Raw genomic sequence first — 17,461 nt, 5'->3', positions numbered from 1 at the left:
TATAAAAATTATCCGATTTTCAGGGCTTCGGCGGGAAAAACATTGCCGATGGGCGTAACCAAAATGGGAGGGCCGTTGCTTTCCGACGTTTTGACGGATGCCACGGGCACCCATGTTGCCAAATTGGATGCCGATCCGCCGTTGATGCGAACGCGCAAGCGTCCCTGATCCAGGGGTTGTCCCGATTCATCCTTGCTGTCGAAGTTAAACTCCACAGGACCGGCGTCTTGCTGGCCAAGTTCGACAAACATTACGATTTCACCGGCATCGTTGAGCAGATCGATGGAAAGATTGTCTGTCGCACTGGTGAGTTCGAATTCGCCGGAATATTGACCATTTTTATCAGCTACCGAAATGTTGCCGGGAACCAGTATCGAATGACCAATCCATTCTTTGGCTTCAGAAAGTTGATTGTTGCCCAGAACAGCCGCGATCTCTGACAAAGACTGCTTCATTTCCGAAATACCGGCAACACTGGAAAATTGGGCCAGCTGGGCAACCATTGCCTGGTTGTCCATCGGATCAAAAGGGTCCTGGAATTTCAGTTGGGTCGTCATCAGGCGCAGGAAAGAGTCCTGATCGAGTGTATTGTCACCTGTGGCATTTTCCGGCTGCGCCTGCGTCAGGCCAGCATAATTTGTGCTGGATGTCTGGAAAATGTCTGAAGTAGTGGTCATTATTGATTCCTAACTGTTTCGAGAATTAGAGACTTTGCTGTCTGCAGAACCTGCACGTTATTTTGGTAATTTCTCGCGGTTTCGAGCATGTCGACCAGCTCGGCTGTTTCATCAACAGCGGCCTCCCAGACATAGCCGTCCGGGTCCGCGATCGGATTTGTCGGATCGTAGCGCTTTTGTGGTGCAGCATCCGTCTGGACGACGCGATCGACGTCCACAGTGGCTAGATTATCTTCGACCACGGAACGGAAAACCGGACGCATGGCGCGAAAAGCCTTGTCTTCGCTGGTATAGTCTGTCCGCGCATTGGCCAGATTGGAAGCGGTGGTGTTTAACCGGACCATCTGCGCAGACATCGCCCGGCTGGCCACATCAAAGACACTCATATTACCCATGTTCATTCTCCTTTTAATGCACGCCGGATCGAAGACACCTGCGCCTGCAGGAAGGACAGGGTCGTGCGATACTGGATAGCGTTTTCGGCAAAGAGCGTTTGTTCGACGGACAGTTCCACGGTGTTTCCATCCAGCGACGATTGCAGCGGAACCCGGTAACCCGTGTGATCGCCCATGGCTTTGTCGAGCGATTTTCCACCCTGTGCCTGCTTCATGGCCAGGTCAAAATCGAGATCTTTTGCCTTATACCCGGGAGTAGAGGCATTTGCGATATTCGACGCCAGCATATTAAGGCGTTGAGAGCGAAGCTGTAAGGCGTCACCGTTTAATGCAAATATCTTGTCCAAACTGGGCATTGTCTCTGATCCCGTATTAATTTGGCGGCCCAACGACCGTTCCTGTTCATGAGATACACCGGTATTGGGTACTCGAACATGACGATGCAAAGGGTGTGCCAGTTTCTACAGGGTGCCTGGAAAGTGTCAGTTTGTCTGGGCTTGCAGCCAATGTTCCGGGGTATTTTGTTAAGGGTTTTGCCGAAGCGGCAAGATCCTGCCGCTGAGCGGCAAGTTTTTGCCGCTCAAATCAGGATTGGAACCGATGGATATTCTATTGACGAACATTTGGCGGTTTTTCGATCCAGTTTTATTCGGCGTGGTTTTGGGTTGTGTCTTGATCATGGCCTGGATTCAAAACGGTCGTCATTCTATTATTCGCGGCTTCGCAGCGCTGGGGAACAGCAGTGGGAATCCGTTTGAGGCGAGCGGTGAAAACGCAACATATATGTGCCGCAGGATTGATTTCATTTTACGGGAGCAGGGACTTTCCGGTCTGGAAACATTGCATAGCGAAGATGCATTTGTAACTCGAATCCTGCACCATCTGGTCGATGCAAAGGATTCAAAAAGTTTTGAGGAATGGGTGCATCTGGAAGAACATGTGGCCGAAACGAAACAGAATATGGCGGCCAGCTACTGGCTTTCGGCGGCGGAGATTGCCCCGGCAATCGGCCTGATTGGTACGATCACCGGGCTCATTCAGCTATTTGCAACCGGGATTGATCCTTTGAAAATGGGACCCGCCATGAGCTTCACGTTGCTTACCAGTCTATATGGCCTGTTTATCTCGCATATAATTGCCTTCCCGATCTACGTGCGTTTGCATGCGAGAGCAGAAGTGCTGCACGCTTATAGATCAAAGGTCGTCCAGCATACGGTCAACATAGCGATCCGGGAGTTGGACGCTGTTAGCCCGGTACATTTTGTACCTGCTAATCCAATCAAGAATAATGTGTGATCGATGAACGCCGGGCGCACTACCTTGTCCTTTCTGGACCTCGCACTGATGTTACTCAGCGCGTTCGCCTATACGCATTTTGTGAATATAGCAGATGGAGAGACGCAAAAAAAAATGGCTGAGGCGGGCGTACGATCTCCAGCGACGCTGGGTTCCTATAGCTTTATGGCCTCCGATTTTTTCGGTGATAGCAACGCGATGCTCACCGACTTTGCAAAAGCGGAAATCACGGAGATAATGACGGTTCAGCAAAAGCAGTTGCTGGTCATTGATGTTGCCGCTGCACCGGAGATTCAAAATGGGTCGCGTCTGCGGCAATGGGAGACTGTGTCCGCACGCACCGCGGCTATCGCGGATGCCTTTGAATCCGCTGGCCAGAACGGCGAGATGATTGTTTTGAAAGTACCACAGAAACTGATTTCCAAACCTCGAAAAAGACAAACCATAAATTTGACCTTTCTGCCTCCAGAAGCAGATTGATTGCGAGCGAATGTCCGTTTCTGGTGAAACTGGCATGATATCTGCGTGGTTCGTTTGATTAGAGAATAGGATCAAATTTATGTCCCACCATTATTTCGCACTACCCATTGTAGCCATCTTATCGATGGCGGCTAGCTCGCCCTTTGAAGATACCGCCGTTCTTGATCGGCAGGTTGCATCATATTTGGGCGCTGAAGTAGGAGACGCTGGCGGCGCCCATGCCGCGATAGACTCCAAGCTCAAACTCAAGCGCTGTCCGACTGCTGTCGATATATCCGAGACAAACAGAAGTGCGTTGCTCGTGAGTTGCCGAGACCTCGGGTGGAGAATATTCGTTCCGGTTCGGCTAGGCAGTAATGGCATTAACCAGGACAACAGCGTTTCAGAGGAACCACTGGTGCAAAGAAATCAGCCGGTCACTCTTGTTATCCGGCGTTCAAATTTTAGCATAAGCTATGGCGTCGTCGCCCAAAAAAGTGGTGGGATGGGTGACTATATTCCTGTTCGGTCTGACCGGAAATCCAAGGAATTAATGGCGAGAATATCCGGTCCGGGTGAAGTTGAAATGGCTCATTAAAAAACTTTCGCGAACTACTTAATTTTTTCCCAACAAGCCGTAAATGGTTATGAAAGAAGTTATAAGCACCGCCGTTCAGGATAGCGCAAACCACAAATTTGCCAATCTGGCGCAGTAAGGATGAAATGATATGAAACCTGTTGATAGCTATTCGGCGATTAATACGCGCTTGGATCGCCCGGCATTGAACGATGGCGCCGCGAAAGCCAGCAATGATTCCTCCCCTATCGTGAATGCGAAGGCATCCAGCGGTATTTCAACGACGGCGTCACAGCTGGCGATGGAGAAACCACCATTTGATGCACAGAAAGTGTCAGATATAAAACAGCAAATTGCGTCCGGCACCTATAAGGTTGATACCGACGCGCTGGCTGCAAAAATGCTTGATGCCGGTGTCCTTGGAGTGGATTCAGAAAAATGAACCCGATCGTTGAATCGTTCCGAAATTCGCAGAATACCCTGGTCTCCGCATTGGATGGACATGACAGTGATGCGATTTTTCGAGCCAGTAAAGAACTCAGTGATGCTGTTTCGAAGTTAGGGACTTTGAAATCGGCCGATGTTGAGCAATCTTTGCGGCCCATTATTTCAGAAGTCGACGAATTGATGCAGGCATCAATCTACCGGCTTCGTTTCTTGCGAGACCATAGCTCATCCCGCTTGCAACTGCTGTCGGGATGGCGGGTCAATCACGCAGACACATATTCCAACCACACAAGCCGGCGTTAATTCGCAAAAGCCTGAGATATACTCGGTAGCTACCAGCCAAGCAAAATATTGGCATGATCATTGCTTATCTCTTTAACAGGAGAATTCGAGCAAAACATGTCAAACCTATCCATTACCCAAAATTATGAACGCCGCAGTTTGCCGCATGTGATCGCGCAATCCGCACAGCGGAACGGCATTGATTTCAAATATCTGATGGCGCAGGCGCAGCTTGAAAGCGGAATGCGTTCGGATGCCAAGGCGAGTACATCCTCCGCCACCGGTCTTTACCAGTTTGTCGAGCAAACATGGCTTGGCCTGGTCAAGGAAAAGGGCGGAGATTATGGTCTTGGCTGGGCGCAGGATGCGATTTCCCAAAACCGGAATGGTAAGTTCACCATTGCCGACAAGGCGCAGAAATCCAGCATTCTCGGACTGAGAAACGATCCCGTTCTTTCTGCCAATCTGGCGGGGGAATTTGCGCGGGACAATCGTGCTTATCTTGAGAACAGGATCGGTCGTGAACCGGAATCGGTTGATCTCTATCTAGCCCATTTCCTGGGGCCTGCGGGTGCCGGAAAGTTCCTGAACGCTTTTGATAGCAATCCGGCCGCTCCCGCCGCCCCTTCTTTTGCCAATGCGGCGCGATCCAATCGGTCTATATTCTATACCAAGGCTGGCGACGCTCGTAGCTTTGAAGATATCCGGAACCTGTTTGCCAGAAAATTGGACAATGCATCCACGTTGGCGGGAAGCGGCAATGATTTTCCGGCAGTGGGCAAAAACTTGCCGCAAGCCCGGGAATCGCTGCCGATGGTCCAGCCAGCCGATTATCTCCGGATCGCAAAAAACCACATCAATGATCAGGGCAATTCAGACAAGTCCAAGCCGCTCAATGAATCGGCCCGGGTTGCTTATCTGATGCTCGCCTCTCTTGGATTATAAATGAACATGATACAGAAACTTTTCGCGTTGAATAAAATGGCGGATCACCTCAAGTCCGGATTGCTCCCGATGGCAACGCTGCTGTTGGTCATATTCATGGTGTTGCCGCTGCCGACGATAATGCTGGATATTGGTTTTATCACCAATATCATGATCTCGCTTGCTATTCTGATGGTCGCGCTCAACGCAAGCAAGCCGCTAGATTTTTCGAGCTTTCCAACAGTTTTATTGTTCGCAACCTTGCTGCGACTGGGGTTGAACGTTGCCTCTACCCGGGTGGTGCTTGTTGAAGGCCATGCAGGCGGCGATTCCGCAGGGCAGATAATCGAGGCTTTCGGCGGGCTGCTGCTGGGCGGCAATTATGTTGTCGGCATCTTCGTGTTCTGTATCGTGATGATTATCAACCTTATCGTTATCACCAAGGGTGCCGGCAGGGTTTCAGAAGTTTCGGCTCGTTTTACCTTGGATGCCTTGCCTGGCAAACAAATGGCGATTGATGCTGACCTGAATGCCGGGCTTATCACACCTGAGGAAGCCAAGGCACGGAGGTCCGAAGTTGCCACCGAAGCCGATTTTTACGGTTCAATGGATGGCGCTTCAAAATTTGTAAAAGGGGATGCCGTTGCCGGTATTCTCATTCTGGCTGTCAATATTATCGGTGGCATCATTCTGGGGCTGACGACGCATGATCTTTCTTTCGGCGAAGCCGCCAGCACATATTCCATGCTTGCGATTGGTGATGCTTTGGTTGCACAGGTTCCCGCGCTGATATTGTCAATTGCTGCGGCGGCCATTGTAACGCGGGTTTCATCAACCCAGAATTTGGCAGATCAGATCACGGGACAGTTTGGTTCCGGCGCTGCATGGATTCCGGTTGCGGTCATTCTGACGATTCTCGGCATTCTGCCGGGCATGCCGCATGTTGTCGTTCTTTCTGCGGCGGTGGTTGCCGGTGGCATTGCTGTCTATCTGATCCGGAAGCCGAAGCCGGTGGACATGGTCGCGGAACCAGTCATTGAGAAAAACCCGGAACAGATAGACTGGGACGATGTATCCGAAAAGGCACGTCTTGGTATCGAAATCGGATATGGTCTGGTTCCGCTTGTGGAAGACCGCAAGGGTGCGCCGTTGATGAAACGGATCACCGGCATTCGTCGCCAGATATCCAAGGAGCTTGGTTTTGTCATACCGCTCGTTCGGATCAAGGATGATCTGACGTTGGAACCAAATGGTTACCGGATCATGATGGGGGGAGTGGTTTTAGGCGAAGATACGGTCTGGCCCAACGATTTTATCGCCCTGGATGATGGCAATGTGGATTCGGTCATCGAGGGCCGTCCGTGCAAGGATCCGACATTTGGCATGGATGCGCTTTGGATCAGCGCGGATAAAAAATCCCAGGCGATTGCTGCCGGTTATACGGTTGTCGATGCGCCCACGGTCATGGCAACCCATCTCAACGATGTTGTCCGGCGCAATGCAGCGCAACTATTCGGCATGGATGAAGCACAAAAACTGCTGGATTTCCTCAAGGAATCTTCACCGCAACTGGTGGACAGCCTGACCCCGCAACCTTTGTCGCTATACGCTATTACCGCGATATGTCGTGACCTGCTCGCCGACAAGGTGCCAGTCAAGGACTTCCAGAAAATATGTCTGGCGATGTTGGAAGCATCCAGCCAGCACACCGACACCGCGCAAATGGTTGATGCAATACGGCAAAGAATTGGGGATTTGATTGTCCAAACCATGGTGCCCATCAGCTTGCCACTTCCGGTTGTAACATTGGATGCAGAACTGGAAAACCTGTTGGTTAAGGCGCTGAAAGTCGGTGAAGATGCGAGCTATCCGATTGAACCACAGCTGGCACAGAAGATCATCGAGGCCGTGGACGAAGCTGCTCGTAACCTGCCGTTGGAAGCCCGCAACGTGGCACTCATCACTTCTCCGGTTGTGCGGCGGCCGTTAGGCGCTCTGTTGAAGCAGCGTTTCCCGGATATTACCGTTCTTTCTTACCAAGAATTGCCAGACGATAAATCGATCGAAGTACTGACCAAGATCGGGGTTCCGCAATCCAGCCCCGCATTGGCTGTCACAGATGCAAATCAAAACTAATCACTAATCGGAAACACGATATGTTGAATACACAGAGTCGCGCATCAGAAGCATATGGCGAGATGAATATTAATGAAAATCGGCTTATTGAAGAGAACAAGTCATTGGTCACAAAGATTGCGTGGCAGGTGAAATCATTTGCACCTGATCAGATGGAGATTGAGGACCTGATCCAGGTCGGTCTGGTTGCAATGGTTGAGGCCGCAAAGAAATATGTCGATCAGGGACATAGTTTCAGTACGTATCTCTATGTGCGTGTTCGCGGCGCAATGATTGATGAGTTAAGATCAACATGCAATTTGCGCAGAGCGTCGGTCGACTGGCACAAGAAAGTACGCGGATGTCGGGACAAGCTGGTGCAAGAGCTGGGGCGGGAGCCGGACGAGTCAGAACTGGCCCAAGCGATGAATATGGAACCAGGTGATTTCCGCAAACATGCAGATCGGGCAATTGATGTGCATCTTGGTTCACTCGACGAAGTATATTGTGATTCCAGCAGCTGGTTTACGGACCAGGAGGATGACCAGCACGAAAAACTGGAAAAGGCGCAGATGGCAGAACTGCTCTCTGCCAATCTGAAGCAGTTGAACGAGCGTGAACAGCTTATACTCAATTGCTATTTTGTGGAAGAGATGCAGCTTGATGAGATCGGGGCGATACTCGATGTATCGTCAGTGCGCATATGCCAGATAAAAAAACGGGCACTGGAGAAACTTCAAGCTGCAATGACTATCAGATAGTTTGCTGTTTAGCATCCGCTGCCTGGCCGACAATTGTCCATAACCAACAAAAAAGCCTCCTCCCAATCGGGAAGAGGCTTTCTCGTGTTTGTTATGTTCTGATTTTACCGAAGCAGGCTGAGAACAGACTGCTGAGACTGGTTCGCCTGTGCCAACATAGCCGTCGAAGCCTGGCTCAGGATCTGGTTTTTGGCCAGCTCGGTTGTTTCAGCGGAGAAATCAACATCCATGATCCGCGAACGGGATTCTGTCATGTTCGCAATTCGATCAGACAGGCTGGAAACGGTAGCTTGCAGGCGGTTCTGGTCAGCACCCAAAGAAGCCTGTGCAGTCGTTACCGTATCCAAGGCGGTATCCAAGGCCGTCAATGCTGCCGCTGCGCCAGCCGTAGTAGTGATGTCCAGTGCGTCAACAGCCAAGGTAGCGGCGCTAACGTCGGTCAATGTGATCGCAACAGTCTGACTGGCGTCGGCACCGGTCTGAATGTCGATCGTAGCATTCGTGCCATCAAGCAAGGCCACGTCGTTGAAAGTTGTCCGATCCGCGACATCCTGAATCTGGAGGGCCAATGCATCAACTTCGACCTGCAGGTTGGTGCGGTCACCTACCGACAGCGTGCCGTTGGCAGATTGAACAGACAGTTCACGCATACGCTGCAGCATGCTGGTAATTTCGTTCATGCCGCCTTCAGCGGTCTGCGCAAGCGAAATTCCGTCATTTGCGTTGCGGACAGCCATATTCAGTCCACGCACTTCAGATGTCATACGCGTAGCAATCGAATAACCAGCAGCGTCATCTGCAGCCGAGTTAACGCGGCTGCCGGTTGACAGGCGTTCGATAGATTTTGCGAGACCCATTTCAGCCTGGTTAGAAGCATAGGCGGTGCGCATCGCGGTAACGTTGGTTCCTATTACAGTCATGGTATCATCCTTTTCACAGTTTAAGTAATCGTTTCATCTAGCGGGTCACCTCGTCAGATGAAGCGGCCTCGAGGAAGTTAACGGACGCCCCGCAAGCAAATTAAGCAACAAACTGTCGGCTTTCTGACAACCAAGGGAAAAAGCGTCCAATTTCCGACACATATGACGGTTTTCCGACAGGTATATAGACCGCGATCGGTAGATTCTTGCCGTTTATGAAACTGGCACGGCCATTGCAAAGAAGGTTGGCGAGCGCGGGGGACTAGATCCGGCGCTCGATAAGCAACGTGAGGGAATGGCCATGATCAACGATAAACTGAACCCTAGCCTGGTCTCTAGGTTTCCAGAACTTGTCGATTTGCTGGCGGGTGTTGAAACAATGCACTCGGCCTCTCGCAATTCATCTTCCGCTACGCAACTACCCCGGACAATCCGCGAAGCATCCAAAGGTGAATGTAGAGGAGCAAAAGATCCTGTCGTGGTTTACCGCGATGGACCATTTCATTTCGTTCCGGCTACCCTCAGCCAACCACTGCGTATCGAATTCGGCAAAGCGGATAGAGAATTTGGTCTGTCTTGCATTGTTGAATCGATGCGCGGTGGCAAGGGGCCGGCTTATGCTGACCCAAAATCGGTAGCTTTGTATAAATATGCCGCTCGCGTAGCGCGCAGCAATGCCAATGTCATGATTACCGGTCAGACCGGTACCGGTAAAGAAGGCATGGCCAGATTCATTCATGAACACAGCCAGCGGGCAAAAAAGCCGTTTGTCACCGTAAACTGTGCCGCTCTTACAGAATCAATGATCGAGTCCATCCTGTTTGGCCATAAAAAAGGTGCCTTCACCGGCGCCTATAACAGTGCGGTCGGTTTGTTTAAAGAAGCTGATGGCGGCACGATATTTCTCGACGAGATCACTGAGATGCCGCTGGAAAGCCAGTCCAAACTGCTTCGCGTGCTTCAGGAAGGCGAAATCCTTCCCGTCGGTTCATCTCGCCACGAACAAATCGATGTTCGCGTAATATGCGCGGCCAACCGCGACTTTGCCGAAGAGGTCGCGGCAAGGCGGTTTCGTGAAGATCTATATTGGCGCTTGAACGTCATGCCGATTGATCTTCTCCCTCTTGCCGACCGGCCTGCCGACATTGTTGCCATCGCCGCATTCATGATGATCGATTTTCAAAAGGGCAACGAACGATTCATTCCGCTTTCCCGTTGCTGCATCGAGCGACTGAAAGCGCATAAGTGGCCGGGCAATGTGCGCGAGCTATCCAATATTCTGCAACGTGCGCTGGTCATGTGTGACGGCGATCGAATTATGGCTGACGATCTGGTCTTTTCAGGACCCCGGCCAGCAACAAAGCCGAAGCAGGATGATGTTTCAGCCAGTCATTCCTCGCGGTTCATTCGCGGGCGTGATTTGCACTCGATTTCCAAAAATGTCGAATATGAAGCAATTAATCAAACATTGGAAAAAACCAATGGCAATCGTCGTGACGCCGCAAAAGAACTCGGCATCTCGGAGCGCACTTTGCGTTACCGGATGGCCGATATGCGATCTTGCGCCATGGAAAGGAACTAAAAAATGTCTTCAGTCAATATGAATATCCTGATGGCCGCACGGAACGCCATCCTCAACCAGAACAATGCGCTGCAGGATATCGCCAAGAATGTCGGCTTGGCCGAACCGGGGCGTACTTCTGATGCCAAAAAGCCGAACAGTTCGGATGATTTTTCCGACCAGCTCACCAGTGCGCTTCAGGAAGTCAACAAGCTTCAGGCAACCGCAGAAGAAGAAATGAAGGCCTATCAGATGGGCGAGAGCAATGATGTCGCGGCCGTAATGCTCGCGAAGCACAAAGCATCCCTGGGGTTTGAATCCACGTTGCAGGTCCGCAACAAACTATTGTCTGCCTACAAAGACATAATGAACATGCAGGTATAATAAATGGCCGAGCAATCACCAAATGGTCAGTCACTGACGCCCACCAGCCCCAATGCCCAGTTGCCGGCAACGGGTAGTTTTGCAGATGCAAGCAGCCTGTTCGGATCGCTGCGGTCGTTCGTCAAACAGCCAGCGATCGCACGGGCGATGCCACTCATCATATTGTCGGCGGTGGTATTGGCCGCAATTTCGGTGTGGCTCGTATTGCGTGAGGCACCACAACGGGACCTGTTTCGCGGTCTGCCGGACAATGACAAATCCGCGGTTATGCAAGCTTTGCAGGTCGCCAATATTCCCTATGAAGTTGACGATGACACCGGCACCTTGACGGTTAGCAAAGACGACTATCACTCCGCCAAGATCGAATTGGCCGGCCAGGGCTTGCCACGATCCGCACCGAGCGGCGACACTATCATGTCAAGCATGCCGATGGGGGCCAGCCGAGCAGTTGAATCAGAGAAACTGCGCAATGCTCGTGAAATGGATCTGGCGCGGTCGATTGAGGCGATTGACAGTGTCGTGTCGGCGCGGGTGCATTTGGCCGTTGAGCAACCCAGCATATTCTTGCGGGACAGAAATGAACCCTCGGCTTCGGTGATCTTGCATCTCGCGAGCTCGGCGAGGCTTGATGAAAAAGAGACGCAGGCGATCCTCAATCTGGTAGCCAGTTCGGTACCGGGATTGTCCGTTTCCAACGTATCCGTAATCGACCAGAATGGTCGATTATTGTCGAGCCATAGTGATGAACTTTCCCCTGGAAGTGCTGCCCAGTTGAAAGTCAAAGCCGCGATCGAAGATCGTTATCGTCAGTCACTTGCCAGCTTGCTGACACCGTTGGTGGGGCACGGCAATTTTGTTGCGGAAGTGACTGCTGACGTCAATTTTGACGAAAAACAAGCGACCAGCGAATCTTATCCGGTTGACGGATCCGTCTTGCGTTCTGAACAAGGGCAGAAATCTAATGAGCCTGTTGGTAATACCGCAGGTGGTATTCCTGGAGCGTTAGCCAACCGTCCTCCCGAACCAGCGGAGTTTGCAGAACAGCCGGCGGGCGCCGAAGAACAGGTTGCCAATGCGACCGAACCCATGAAAACCAGTGAGGAATATCGCCGGAACTTTGAACTCGCCCGTGAAATTGCGGTCATCAATCAAGCCCCTGGTCAGGTGTCGCGTCTCTCCGTTGCCGTGGCAATTGATGATCGGGCGTTGAAAAACAAAAAGTCTCCAAAGGAAATCCAGGACATTGAAAAGCTGATCAAGGGCACCGTCGGCTATAGTGTTGATAGAGGGGATCAGATCGCAGTCACCACGCGTCGATTTGAGGCAGTCGCTGACGAACCGGTTTCAGAAACCTGGTATGAAACATCATGGTTCGGCACGCTGTTGCGGAATCTGTCTGCCCTCGTTGTCGCTCTGTTGATCATATTTGGCATCGGCCGCCCGGTTCTGAAACGCTGGCAAATGTCCGAGAAAGCCTTGCGCTCCGATGCAGATCAAAAAATGCTTTTCGACGGTAGCGATATGATGAACGGTTCTGGTCAAGATGCGACCCAGGATGGGGGAGCGCTCAAGAACCAGACGGCGGGTGCGCTTGGTCCTCCAGTGACCATCGAAATGATTACAGCCGCCAAAAGTTATCAGGAACGTGCCGTTCTGACTCAAAACTTCGTCAAGCAGAACCCGGATCATGCGGCTTTGGTTGTGAAGGAATTACTCAAGGAATCCGACGAACTGGAAGAAGCAGATGCCTGATACCGCACAGAAAGATGACATTGAAACGATGGGAGAAGGCAGGCAGTTGGAACTGCTTACCGGTCGCCAGACCGCAGCCATATTGATGCTGTTATTCAACGATGATGAAGCCGCCCAAATACTGGAACGGCTTGAGCCTCATGAAGTTGAAGCCCTGGGCGAAGCGATGTTCAGCGTTGCCAATGTCGATGCAACGCAGATTGACGGTTCTCTGGATCGATTCCTCATGCTGATCATGAACCAGACTACCTTGTCCTATAAGACGGATGAAAAAGTCAGTCGCGTTTTTCGCCGGGCTTTGGGCACCTCTCGTGCCGAGACAATCATGAACCGTTTCGCTCCGAAAAGACCCAGCAATATTGCGGAAATACTGAAATGGATCCCGGCAAAGGATATCGCGCATCTGATCATCAACGAACCGCCGCAGATATCTGCCGTTCTGATGTCGTTTTTAACACCCGAGGTTGCGGCCGAAACCATAGAATTGCTGCCGTCAGAAATTCAGGCAGACTTGATGTACCGGGTGGCTACGCTTGGCCCTGTCAGCGGTAAGGCCCTGGCACATCTTCATGCTCTTCTGGAGAAAAATAAGCCACTTGACGAAGAGGTGCTGCCGCCGATGGAGGTTGGAGGCGTGCTCGATACCGCGACTATTATCAACAATCTCCCGAAAGAACGGGGGCAGGCGCTGCTGAAAGAATTGATGAAGCGCGACAAGGTAACCGCGAAGAAGATCGAGGAAGAGATGTTTGTCTTCGCAGATCTGATGAATTTGAGCAAAAAGGACATTGGTTCCGTGGTCAGGAAAATCGATGCCACCATTCTTGTCCCAGCCCTGCGGGGTGCGCCGAAGGAACTCAAAACCAAAATCTTTGGGGCTATGTCCAAACGGGCGGCCGAAACCATTCAGGACGATATGGAAGACGCGCCGCCACAACCGATGGATGCCGTCGTTGCTGCACAAAAAGCCATTATCTCCGTCGCTAAAGTGATGCTCGACAATGGCGAAATAAATATGGTCGGCGTTGGAGCTGATTATGTCTGATCTTAATCCGGCTGAAACTCTCGAATATGGGGAAGTGGTACCTTTGTGGCGAATGGCCACAGAACAGGGGCAATTCTCTTCCTGGGCCAGTGGACTGGGCGCCGAAGGCAATAACAGCAATGGCGAAAATTTTACAGGTTTCGTCGGCCGCAATCCGCCTGAGAAAGCCGAGCCCGCCGTCGATCAAAATGCGGATATATTCGATGTCGCCTATAAAAAGGGATGGGAAGACGGACAGGCCGCTTTGGAGGAGGAACATGCTGCATCGAACCAGAATCGCGATGCATTGGCCGATGCGATCCAGCATTTGAACGATCTGTCATCGCCCGACAGTTATGCATTCATTTTATCGGCGGTTGAGTCGCTGTTCAAGCGTTGCTCCGAACTGGCGATTCCCGATCCAGCCTTGTTGCAAGCCTGGGCATCGCAATTGGCAGAACTCGTGGATCGGGATCAAAAAGGAACCATACTTGTGCTCCATCCCGATGATATAGACCTTATTGACAAAGATCTCTGCAAATTGGCCCTGCGCGGTGACGAAACCATGCTTCGGGGCAATCTGAAACTCAGCCATTCCGGTGGTTGGATTGAAAAAGGTTCAGACGTTGTACTGGATGAACTGCGAACTCTGATCGACGAGTTTAGCGGCTTGGCATCGGCGGCTGGTCATGACTGATATATCCACTGCGACTGCCGAAACCATCGGATCTCCGTCATCTGTTTGCGACGTGTTGGCGCGTCTCGATGATATTGGAAATGAACCGCGTTATGTCGGCAAACTGTCGGCGCACGACAATGGTATGCTGGAGGTAACCGGCTTCGAATATCCGATCGGTTATTCGGGCCGGGTTATCGCTACTGATGGCCGCGAAATAAGCGCCGAGGTGGTTGGCTTCAAGGGTGCCAAAACGCTGATGATTCCCATGGTGCAAGATGCTCCGCTGCGCAGCGGAAGCCGGGTGTCGCCATATGCCAAGTCCAATCAGGCTGCGGTCGGTGAAGCTCTTTTTGGGCGGATTATCGGACCAATGGGAGAGCCAATTGACGGCAAAGGCCCGATATTGACCACTGAGACCGTTCCGTTGGCAGGACAAGAAGACAATGTTCTTCGGCGCGCCAGCGTTTCCAGGCCGATCGACATTGGAATTCGTGGAATCAATGGATTGCTCACCATGGGGCAGGGCCAACGCATGGCGATTATCGCAGGATCGGGTGTCGGCAAGTCAATGTTGATCAACCAGATACTGGATGGTGTCGTGGCGGATGTCGTTGTCGTCGGTCTGATCGGCGAGCGTGGCCGCGAGGTTAATGATTTTGTCAGCCGCCGCCGCGGATTGAAGGGTTCAGTTCCCACCGTAACGGTCGCTGTCCCAGCTGATCATTCACCGTCTTCACGTCTGAAAGCTGCCTATCGTGCGACCGCGATCGCGGAGCATTTCCGGTCAAAGGGGCTGTCCGTGGTACTGGTGATAGATAGTCTAACCCGCGTCGCGCATGCGCAGCGTGAGATCGGCCTCGCCGCCGGTGAACCTCCGACTATGAAGGGTTATCCGCCATCTGCCCTGTCCCTGATCCCGCGACTGATCGAACGCGCCGGAAATGACAGTGATAGCGGAGGGTCTATAACCGCAATTTATACTGTATTGGCCGATGGCGATGACCTGGACGATCCGGTGGTTGATAGTGCCCGCGCCATCGCTGACGGTCACATCATTTTGTCGAGACCGCTGGCAGAGCAGGGGATTTTTCCTGCGATCGATGTGGGTAAATCAATCAGCCGCGTGGCGGTTGATATTATCGAACCCGAGCATCAAGAAGCACAGCTCCATTTCAGACGCCTGTGGTCAATCTACGAGGAAAACCGGGATCTGGTTCTGATGGGCGCTTATCAGGCAGGCAATGATTCCAGCATTGATGAGGCCCTGGCGAGCTGGCCAATGCTTATTGAGTTTATCAAGCAGAAGCCGCGTGAACTGGTAGATTTTCAAACCAGTGTTGGCCAGCTTTCCAGTCTGTTTTCATCATGAAGCAGCGAGTCAGGGGCCTGAAGCGAGTATTGAAGGTTCGCAATACGCAAAAGCGGTTGAAGGAGCGCGCGCTGATGCAAGCGGGCAACCATTGCGCTTCTTTGGAAAACAATGCGCAGAGAATTAAAAATCTGCACGCCGAGACCCGCCAGAATGACGTGGCGGCGACGGCAGGTTCCCTTGCCGCAAAGATGGAGTTGTCTGACCGCTTGCTGAAAGCTTCCGATGTGGTTGAGGAGTCCGTTCAAGTCGCGATGCAAAATCTTGCCGCTGCAGAGCGGCAAAATCTTGCCGCCCAGGCTATTCACGATGGCACGGAGAAGTTGTTGAAATCGAAGATTTCCTCGCTCCGCAAACGCGATATCCGGCAACAGGATTTATCAAGTAACATATTGTATAATATAGGTAATTACAAAAGAAGGGAACGTCGTGATGATTGGTAAACTCATGTCTGAAGCCGCTCACTCCGTAATTGGCATGTTTTCTGCAAGACCTGTGGATATGGAAAATAATTCTTTCAATTCTGATTTTGACTCCCTGTTGCGATCTTCTGAGGACGAGTCACAGGCCGGTGTCGATGGAATGGAAATCGACACGTTGGATATCGATGCCGTGCCAGCCGAATTTTGGGGCAGCACCGATGATCTGCCAGTTATAAGCCAAGGTTTTGGCAACACTATGTTCAACCAGGCACAATTTGCAGGAAATGTTGATCCAGGATCGATTGCAACCGATCCCGTTGAATCTGACGTTCCGGAAGGAAAAACGTCGCTTCCGTTCAATCAGGATGCGATGATCAATCGGGGGGGGCTGCGCCATATCCCGTCAATTGCCTTTGCCGCTGATGGGCAGGGGGGGCAGGATTCCGCGAAACTTGCTTCTGATATTGGCGCCACCTCGGGAGAGGCTGATGTCGTCGATGGTCAACTGTCCGACGAAAGGCTTGGAAAACTGCAGGGCTTGCAGCAACAAGTTCGCGGTGAAAGCAACGCGTTAACAGGGGCGGCTGCCAAACTATTGAAATCGAATCAATTGGGACTTACCGACGCCGATTCCAGCGATCCACAGAGTCAGATCGAGGCAGGCAAGCAGGCGGCAGGACTGTCTCCACTCCTGACGACAGGCGAGGAACAAAAAGCTGCACGGTCCGAGCTGGGCCAGTTCGGTTTCCGTTCGTCGCAACGGGACGCTTCGCCGGTGGTTACTTCTTCCCGGCAGACATCAACCATTGCAGATGCCGAATTCACTGAGCCGGTCAAGTTCGATGCTCAGCCGGCGATCAAGAGCTTTGAAACGGCGATGGAGCAAATGCCGCTTGCCAATTCTTCTGCTCAGCTGGCGGTTCGTGATAGCATTCAGAAGCCCGCTGCATTCGATATGAATTCACCTCAGCTTGCCGAACGGCTTGGTGCTGAAATCGCAGATATTTCCGGCAATGGGGGAACAAAGAAATTTGAAATAAATCCTCGCAATCTCGGTCGGATGGAAATTATTTTTACCACGCGCGGGTCAACGGAGATTGTTGAAATTCAAACCGATCATCGGGCCGCGAAGGACATTATTCTTCAGCATAGTCAAGCGCTTCAGGAAGTATTGAAGTCCCAGGGACGCGACGATGTGACGCTGCGCGTTGACGTGAAAGAGAACATGTTCTCGTCATCACGGTCCGACGGCGGAAATCTGTCGCAACAGGAAAATAGCACCTCCCGGGAACAGCAAGAGAGCCCGGCACAGAACCGTCAAATGGCGCAGACGTTTGATAGCGCTGCCGAAAAAGATCCCGCAGCCGATAATAGCCGATACGCCTGAAACCCAGTCCCGAATTCATAAATTTAATCA

At 51.8% G+C, this 17,461-nt stretch carries 20 protein-coding genes; 16 read left to right on the top strand and 4 right to left on the bottom strand.

Annotated features, from left to right (window positions below):
• Positions 1–8 precede the first annotated feature (8 nt).
• Genes ACN0VD_RS10550 through flgB form a run of 3 tightly spaced genes read right to left on the bottom strand, consistent with a single transcriptional unit; the run spans position 9 to position 1,428 of the window.
• Complete coding sequence (locus tag ACN0VD_RS10550) at positions 9–677, bottom strand: flagellar hook assembly protein FlgD (protein WP_417593989.1); 669 nt, start codon at positions 675–677, stop codon at positions 9–11.
• On the bottom strand, positions 677–1,063 hold the full coding sequence (flgC, locus tag ACN0VD_RS10545; protein WP_417594119.1) for a flagellar basal body rod protein FlgC: 387 nt from the start codon (positions 1,061–1,063) through the stop codon (positions 677–679). The genes ACN0VD_RS10550 and flgC overlap by 1 nt, the downstream gene beginning before the upstream one ends.
• Before the next feature lie 11 nt (positions 1,064–1,074).
• Positions 1,075–1,428, bottom strand: a complete 354-nt coding sequence (flgB, locus tag ACN0VD_RS10540; protein WP_417593987.1) for a flagellar basal body rod protein FlgB — start codon at positions 1,426–1,428, stop codon at positions 1,075–1,077.
• 244 nt (positions 1,429–1,672) lie between these two features.
• Here flgB and ACN0VD_RS10535 point away from each other — a divergent pair, with 244 nt between their 5' ends.
• The 8 genes from ACN0VD_RS10535 (at position 1,673) to ACN0VD_RS10500 (ending at position 7,933) form a co-directional block, all read left to right on the top strand.
• Complete coding sequence (locus ACN0VD_RS10535) at positions 1,673–2,368, top strand: MotA/TolQ/ExbB proton channel family protein (RefSeq protein ID WP_417593985.1); 696 nt, start codon at positions 1,673–1,675, stop codon at positions 2,366–2,368.
• Between the two features lie 3 nt (positions 2,369–2,371).
• The gene (locus ACN0VD_RS10530) at positions 2,372–2,848 is read left to right on the top strand and encodes a hypothetical protein (protein WP_417593983.1); all 477 of its coding nucleotides are present in this window, start codon (positions 2,372–2,374) and stop codon (positions 2,846–2,848) included.
• Between the two features lie 79 nt (positions 2,849–2,927).
• Positions 2,928–3,425, top strand: a complete 498-nt coding sequence (locus tag ACN0VD_RS10525) for a flagella basal body P-ring formation protein FlgA (protein ID WP_417593981.1) — start codon at positions 2,928–2,930, stop codon at positions 3,423–3,425.
• A gap of 130 nt (positions 3,426–3,555) precedes the next feature.
• Positions 3,556–3,846, top strand: a complete 291-nt coding sequence (gene flgM, locus ACN0VD_RS10520; protein WP_417593979.1) for a flagellar biosynthesis anti-sigma factor FlgM — start codon at positions 3,556–3,558, stop codon at positions 3,844–3,846.
• Positions 3,843–4,154 carry a hypothetical protein gene (locus ACN0VD_RS10515; RefSeq protein ID WP_417593977.1) on the top strand — a complete coding sequence of 104 codons (312 nt, stop codon included), beginning with the start codon at positions 3,843–3,845 and terminating at the stop codon, positions 4,152–4,154. Before flgM ends, ACN0VD_RS10515 begins: the two co-directional genes overlap by 4 nt.
• Positions 4,155–4,250: 96 nt before the next feature.
• Positions 4,251–5,078, top strand: a complete 828-nt coding sequence (locus ACN0VD_RS10510) for a transglycosylase SLT domain-containing protein (RefSeq protein ID WP_417593975.1) — start codon at positions 4,251–4,253, stop codon at positions 5,076–5,078.
• 6 nt (positions 5,079–5,084) lie between these two features.
• The gene (gene flhA, locus ACN0VD_RS10505) at positions 5,085–7,193 is read left to right on the top strand and encodes a flagellar biosynthesis protein FlhA (protein ID WP_417594117.1); all 2,109 of its coding nucleotides are present in this window, start codon (positions 5,085–5,087) and stop codon (positions 7,191–7,193) included.
• Positions 7,194–7,213: 20 nt separating this feature from the next.
• On the top strand, positions 7,214–7,933 hold the full coding sequence (locus ACN0VD_RS10500; protein WP_417593973.1) for a sigma-70 family RNA polymerase sigma factor: 720 nt from the start codon (positions 7,214–7,216) through the stop codon (positions 7,931–7,933).
• A 104-nt stretch (positions 7,934–8,037) separates the two neighbouring features.
• Here ACN0VD_RS10500 and ACN0VD_RS10495 read toward each other — a convergent pair whose 3' ends face one another.
• Complete coding sequence (locus ACN0VD_RS10495; RefSeq protein ID WP_417593971.1) at positions 8,038–8,853, bottom strand: flagellin; 816 nt, start codon at positions 8,851–8,853, stop codon at positions 8,038–8,040.
• Positions 8,854–9,154: 301 nt separating this feature from the next.
• On the opposite strand from ACN0VD_RS10495, the gene ACN0VD_RS10490 reads away from it, so the two are divergent.
• The 8 genes from ACN0VD_RS10490 (at position 9,155) to ACN0VD_RS10455 (ending at position 17,431) form a co-directional block, all read left to right on the top strand.
• A complete protein-coding gene (locus ACN0VD_RS10490; protein WP_417593969.1) occupies positions 9,155–10,435 on the top strand; it encodes a sigma-54 interaction domain-containing protein in 1,281 nt (426 codons plus the stop codon).
• A 3-nt stretch (positions 10,436–10,438) separates the two neighbouring features.
• A complete protein-coding gene (gene fliE / locus ACN0VD_RS10485; RefSeq protein ID WP_417593967.1) occupies positions 10,439–10,798 on the top strand; it encodes a flagellar hook-basal body complex protein FliE in 360 nt (119 codons plus the stop codon).
• 3 nt (positions 10,799–10,801) lie between these two features.
• Entirely contained in the window at positions 10,802–12,550 is a 1,749-nt protein-coding gene (gene fliF / locus ACN0VD_RS10480) for a flagellar basal-body MS-ring/collar protein FliF (RefSeq protein ID WP_417593965.1), read from the top strand.
• Entirely contained in the window at positions 12,543–13,595 is a 1,053-nt protein-coding gene (locus ACN0VD_RS10475; RefSeq protein ID WP_417593963.1) for a flagellar motor switch protein FliG, read from the top strand. The genes fliF and ACN0VD_RS10475 overlap by 8 nt, the downstream gene beginning before the upstream one ends.
• The gene (locus ACN0VD_RS10470; protein WP_417593961.1) at positions 13,588–14,271 is read left to right on the top strand and encodes a hypothetical protein; all 684 of its coding nucleotides are present in this window, start codon (positions 13,588–13,590) and stop codon (positions 14,269–14,271) included. The genes ACN0VD_RS10475 and ACN0VD_RS10470 overlap by 8 nt, the downstream gene beginning before the upstream one ends.
• Positions 14,264–15,622 carry a FliI/YscN family ATPase gene (locus ACN0VD_RS10465; RefSeq protein ID WP_417593959.1) on the top strand — a complete coding sequence of 453 codons (1,359 nt, stop codon included), beginning with the start codon at positions 14,264–14,266 and terminating at the stop codon, positions 15,620–15,622. The genes ACN0VD_RS10470 and ACN0VD_RS10465 overlap by 8 nt, the downstream gene beginning before the upstream one ends.
• 74 nt (positions 15,623–15,696) lie before the next feature.
• Entirely contained in the window at positions 15,697–16,065 is a 369-nt protein-coding gene (locus ACN0VD_RS10460) for a hypothetical protein (RefSeq protein WP_417593957.1), read from the top strand.
• Positions 16,055–17,431, top strand: a complete 1,377-nt coding sequence (locus tag ACN0VD_RS10455; RefSeq protein ID WP_417593955.1) for a flagellar hook-length control protein FliK — start codon at positions 16,055–16,057, stop codon at positions 17,429–17,431. The genes ACN0VD_RS10460 and ACN0VD_RS10455 overlap by 11 nt, the downstream gene beginning before the upstream one ends.
• Positions 17,432–17,461: the final 30 nt, after the last annotated feature.

Source organism: Parasphingorhabdus sp., assembly GCF_048267785.1.
Lineage (GTDB): Bacteria > Pseudomonadota > Alphaproteobacteria > Sphingomonadales > Sphingomonadaceae > Parasphingorhabdus.
This window is presented reverse-complemented; position numbering and strand designations above follow the sequence as displayed.

Bases quoted from the DNA above. Each gene is read 5' to 3' on its own strand.
- ACN0VD_RS10500 (WP_417593973.1), top strand. From the start codon at position 7,214: ATGTTGAATACACAGAGTCGCGCATCAGAAGCATATGGCGAGATGAAT.
- fliE (WP_417593967.1), top strand. From the start codon at position 10,439: ATGTCTTCAGTCAATATGAATATCCTGATGGCCGCACGGAACGCCATC.
- ACN0VD_RS10490 (WP_417593969.1), top strand. From the start codon at position 9,155: ATGATCAACGATAAACTGAACCCTAGCCTGGTCTCTAGGTTTCCAGAA.
- ACN0VD_RS10550 (WP_417593989.1), bottom strand. From the start codon at position 677: ATGACCACTACTTCAGACATTTTCCAGACATCCAGCACAAATTATGCT.
- ACN0VD_RS10465 (WP_417593959.1), top strand. From the start codon at position 14,264: ATGACTGATATATCCACTGCGACTGCCGAAACCATCGGATCTCCGTCA.
- ACN0VD_RS10470 (WP_417593961.1), top strand. From the start codon at position 13,588: ATGTCTGATCTTAATCCGGCTGAAACTCTCGAATATGGGGAAGTGGTA.
- ACN0VD_RS10530 (WP_417593983.1), top strand. From the start codon at position 2,372: ATGAACGCCGGGCGCACTACCTTGTCCTTTCTGGACCTCGCACTGATG.
- ACN0VD_RS10495 (WP_417593971.1), bottom strand. From the start codon at position 8,853: ATGACTGTAATAGGAACCAACGTTACCGCGATGCGCACCGCCTATGCT.
- flgC (WP_417594119.1), bottom strand. From the start codon at position 1,063: ATGAGTGTCTTTGATGTGGCCAGCCGGGCGATGTCTGCGCAGATGGTC.
- ACN0VD_RS10475 (WP_417593963.1), top strand. From the start codon at position 12,543: ATGCCTGATACCGCACAGAAAGATGACATTGAAACGATGGGAGAAGGC.
- ACN0VD_RS10455 (WP_417593955.1), top strand. From the start codon at position 16,055: ATGATTGGTAAACTCATGTCTGAAGCCGCTCACTCCGTAATTGGCATG.
- flgM (WP_417593979.1), top strand. From the start codon at position 3,556: ATGAAACCTGTTGATAGCTATTCGGCGATTAATACGCGCTTGGATCGC.
- flgB (WP_417593987.1), bottom strand. From the start codon at position 1,428: ATGCCCAGTTTGGACAAGATATTTGCATTAAACGGTGACGCCTTACAG.
- flhA (WP_417594117.1), top strand. From the start codon at position 5,085: ATGATACAGAAACTTTTCGCGTTGAATAAAATGGCGGATCACCTCAAG.
- ACN0VD_RS10515 (WP_417593977.1), top strand. From the start codon at position 3,843: ATGAACCCGATCGTTGAATCGTTCCGAAATTCGCAGAATACCCTGGTC.
- fliF (WP_417593965.1), top strand. From the start codon at position 10,802: ATGGCCGAGCAATCACCAAATGGTCAGTCACTGACGCCCACCAGCCCC.
- ACN0VD_RS10460 (WP_417593957.1), top strand. From the start codon at position 15,697: ATGCAAGCGGGCAACCATTGCGCTTCTTTGGAAAACAATGCGCAGAGA.
- ACN0VD_RS10525 (WP_417593981.1), top strand. From the start codon at position 2,928: ATGTCCCACCATTATTTCGCACTACCCATTGTAGCCATCTTATCGATG.
- ACN0VD_RS10510 (WP_417593975.1), top strand. From the start codon at position 4,251: ATGTCAAACCTATCCATTACCCAAAATTATGAACGCCGCAGTTTGCCG.
- ACN0VD_RS10535 (WP_417593985.1), top strand. From the start codon at position 1,673: ATGGATATTCTATTGACGAACATTTGGCGGTTTTTCGATCCAGTTTTA.